The sequence below is a fragment of the Streptomyces sp. NPDC054841 genome (genome assembly GCF_053611045.1).
This window is the reverse complement of record NZ_JBSGZO010000706.1, coordinates 1-3,237: the sequence shown is the minus strand read 5'-3', so window position 1 is coordinate 3,237 and position 3,237 is coordinate 1. Positions and strand designations below refer to the sequence as shown.

Sequence of the window (3,237 nt, the reverse complement as noted above, 5' to 3'; positions counted from 1 at the left end):
CGGCGAGTATCGCTCAGGGACCGGCCGGCCGGGCCGCCGCCGTCACCACGACCCCGCCGCGCGATGGTGGCCCAGGGAGCGTCCTCGAAGCAGCGTCGTCCGCCCGGAGGGCGGGCCCGGCGGCGTCCGGTGCGGGAGGCACCTCCCGTGCCGGAAGGGCTACGGGGGAGGGCGTGCCAGGCGTCGCCGGGCAGACGGGACTTCGAAGACACGACCTGGCGCGACCGCTGTCCGTGTCGTGCGAGATGTCGCGGGCGTCCACCGTCAGGCGCCGGCCGACAGCAGCTCGTCCGCGGGACCGTTCACCGGCTGTGGGGTGCCGGTGAGGTCCATGACGAACAACGGGACGCCGAGATCGTCTGCGCGGGCCCGTGCGTCCGCCGCGTACCCCGCGAGGGAGAAGAAGACGCCGACCGCGGACGAGCTCATCCCGTTCAGCCACAGGCATTCGACGGCGCGCAGGGTGGCCGGGCGGGTGGTGGGGTCCACCTGGGCGACCAGACCGGGTCCGCGCAGGTCGATCCCGCCGGCGGACCGCTCCTCCGGCTGGACGACCTCATGGAATCCCAGCCAGCGCAGATACAGCGCGGCGGCGGTCACCGCGTCGTGCTCGGTGCGGATCGTGACCGGGTGGAAGGCCGGGCGCGGCACGGAGACCGTGCGGGGCAGCGGGATGTGCGAGGGCGGGCTCGCCGCGCCGTCGCGCGCCTCGGAGGCGGAGCCCGCGGCGGACGAGGCGGGGGATCCCGGCGCCGGGGTGGGAGGCGGCGCGGACGGGGCGGCGCCGGACCCCGGGCCGCCGGATCCGGGTGCGCCCGACCCCGGCCCGCCCGGCGCCGGTCCCGTCGCGCCCGAGGCGGCGGAAGCGGCCCGTGGTGACGCCGCCGCCCCCGCGGACGATGTGGGGGCGGCCGTCACCGGCCGGACCGGGACGCGCAGGACCGTGCCGCACGGGCAGCCCAGCTCCGGCTGCGGCCACTGGTCCTGCCTCCCGCACGCCTGACACCGGACGGTGACCCAGTCGTCGCTCCATGTGCGGCGCCGTATCGGCTCACAGGGCGCGCCCCGGAGCAGCGGCGGGGCGAGCGGCGCCCCGCAGGCGCACGGATAGACGGGCGACGCGAACGTGTGCGTACGGCGGCAGACCGGGCAGCGCACCGGTACGTGATCTCCCATGGCTGTCCCCCTTCGGCGCTGTCGGCCACGCCTCGTGGTCCATCGTCCACCAACCGAGACGCCTTGGGGAGGGACTTCGGCCATCGCTGCCGGGCCCCTCCCTTGACGCAGTCCGGGAGGCGGCTTAAATTGATTCCGGATAGTAGAAACATACTTCCGCATCCCGGAAAAGCACCGGAAAGTATCCCGGAACAGCACGGAACAAGCTCGGAATCGACGCTCTCAGGTGGCGCGACAGAGCCCGATCCGCCAGGCCGAAGCAGGAGCACTCCATGCCCCGTATGACCGCCGCCCGCGCGGCAGTTGAGATCCTCAAGCGCGAAGGCGTCACCAACGCGTTCGGTGTGCCGGGCGCGGCGATCAACCCCTTCTACAAGGCCCTCCAAGAGGGCGGCGGCATCGACCACACCCTCGCGCGCCATGTCGAGGGCGCCTCGCACATGGCCGAGGGCTACACCCGGACCAGCCCGGGGAACATCGGTGTCTGCATCGGTACGTCCGGCCCCGCCGGGACCGACATGATCACCGGCCTCTACTCCGCCATCGGTGACTCGATTCCGATCCTCTGCATCACCGGCCAGGCGCCGACCTCCGTGATCCACAAGGAGGACTTCCAGGCCGTCGACATCGCGTCGATCGCCAAGCCGGTCACCAAGGCCGCCACGACCGTCCTGGAGGCCGCGCAGGTCCCCGGCGTCTTCCAGCAGGCCTTCCACCTGATGCGCTCCGGGCGCCCCGGCCCGGTCCTCATCGACCTGCCGATCGACGTCCAGCTCACCGAGATCGAGTTCGACCCGGAGACGTACGAGCCGCTGCCGGTCTACAAGCCGGCCGCGACCCGCGCCCAGATCGAGAAGGCGATCTCCTTCCTGCTGGAGTCCGAGCGCCCGCTGATCGTCGCCGGCGGCGGCATCATCAGCGCCGACGCCTCCGATCTGCTGGTCGAGTTCGCCGAGATCACCGGCACACCGGTCATCCCCACCCTGATGGGCTGGGGCACCCTGCCCGACGACCACGAGCTGAACGCCGGCATGGTCGGCGTCCAGACCTCGCACCGCTACGGCAACGCGAACTTCCTGGAGTCCGACTTCGTCCTCGGTATCGGCAACCGCTGGGCCAACCGCCACACCGGCTACAAGCTCGACGTCTACACCAAGGGCCGCAAGTTCGTCCACGTGGACATCGAGCCCACCCAGATCGGCAAGATCTTCGCCCCGGACTACGGCATCGCCTCGGACGCGAAGGCCGCGCTGGAGCTCTTCGTCGAGGTCGCCAAGGAGCTGAAGGCCGCGGGCAAGCTGCCCGACCGCGGCGAGTGGATCGCCTCCACGCAGGAGCGCAAGGCCACCCTGCAGCGCCGTACGCACTTCGACAACGTGCCGCTGAAGCCGCAGCGCGTGTACGAGGAGATGAACAAGGCCTTCGGCCCGGAGACGCGCTACGTCACCACCATCGGCCTCTCCCAGATCGCCGGCGCGCAGATGCTGCACGTCTACAAGCCGCGCCACTGGATCAACTGCGGCCAGGCGGGCCCGCTCGGCTGGACCATCCCGGCCGCGCTCGGTGTCGCCACCGCCGACCCGGAGGCCCAGGTCGTCGCGCTCTCCGGCGACTACGACTTCCAGTTCATGATCGAGGAGCTGGCGGTCGGCGCGCAGCACCGCATCCCGTACGTCCACGTCCTCGTGAACAACTCCTACCTGGGCCTGATCCGTCAGGCGCAGCTGGGCCTGGACATCAACTTCCAGGTCAACCTGGAGTTCGAGAACATCAACGCGCCGGAGCTCGGCGTCTACGGCGTCGACCACGTCAAGGTCGCCGAGGGTCTGGGCTGCAAGGCCATCCGGGTCACCGAGCCGGACCAGCTGCTGCCCGCCTTCGAGGAGGCGAAGAAGCTCGCCGCCGAGTACCGGGTGCCGGTCGTCGTCGAGGCGATCCTGGAGCGGATCACCAACATCTCGATGAGCCGCACCATGGACATCAGCGACATCTCCGAGTTCGAGGAGCTCGCGACCGAGCCGGGCCACGCACCCACGGCCGTCAAGGCGTTCAAGGGCTGAC

2 protein-coding genes are annotated in these 3,237 nt (G+C 71.1%); one reads left to right on the top strand and one right to left on the bottom strand.

Annotated features, from left to right (window positions below):
• Window positions 1–264: 264 nt before the first annotated feature.
• Complete coding sequence (locus ACWGI8_RS42035) at window positions 265–1,176, bottom strand: hypothetical protein (RefSeq protein ID WP_453668731.1); 912 nt, start codon at window positions 1,174–1,176, stop codon at window positions 265–267.
• Window positions 1,177–1,448: 272 nt separating this feature from the next.
• On the opposite strand from ACWGI8_RS42035, the gene gcl reads away from it, so the two are divergent.
• The gene (gene gcl, locus ACWGI8_RS42030; protein WP_453668730.1) at window positions 1,449–3,236 is read left to right on the top strand and encodes a glyoxylate carboligase; all 1,788 of its coding nucleotides are present in this window, start codon (window positions 1,449–1,451) and stop codon (window positions 3,234–3,236) included.
• Window position 3,237 lies beyond the last annotated feature (1 nt).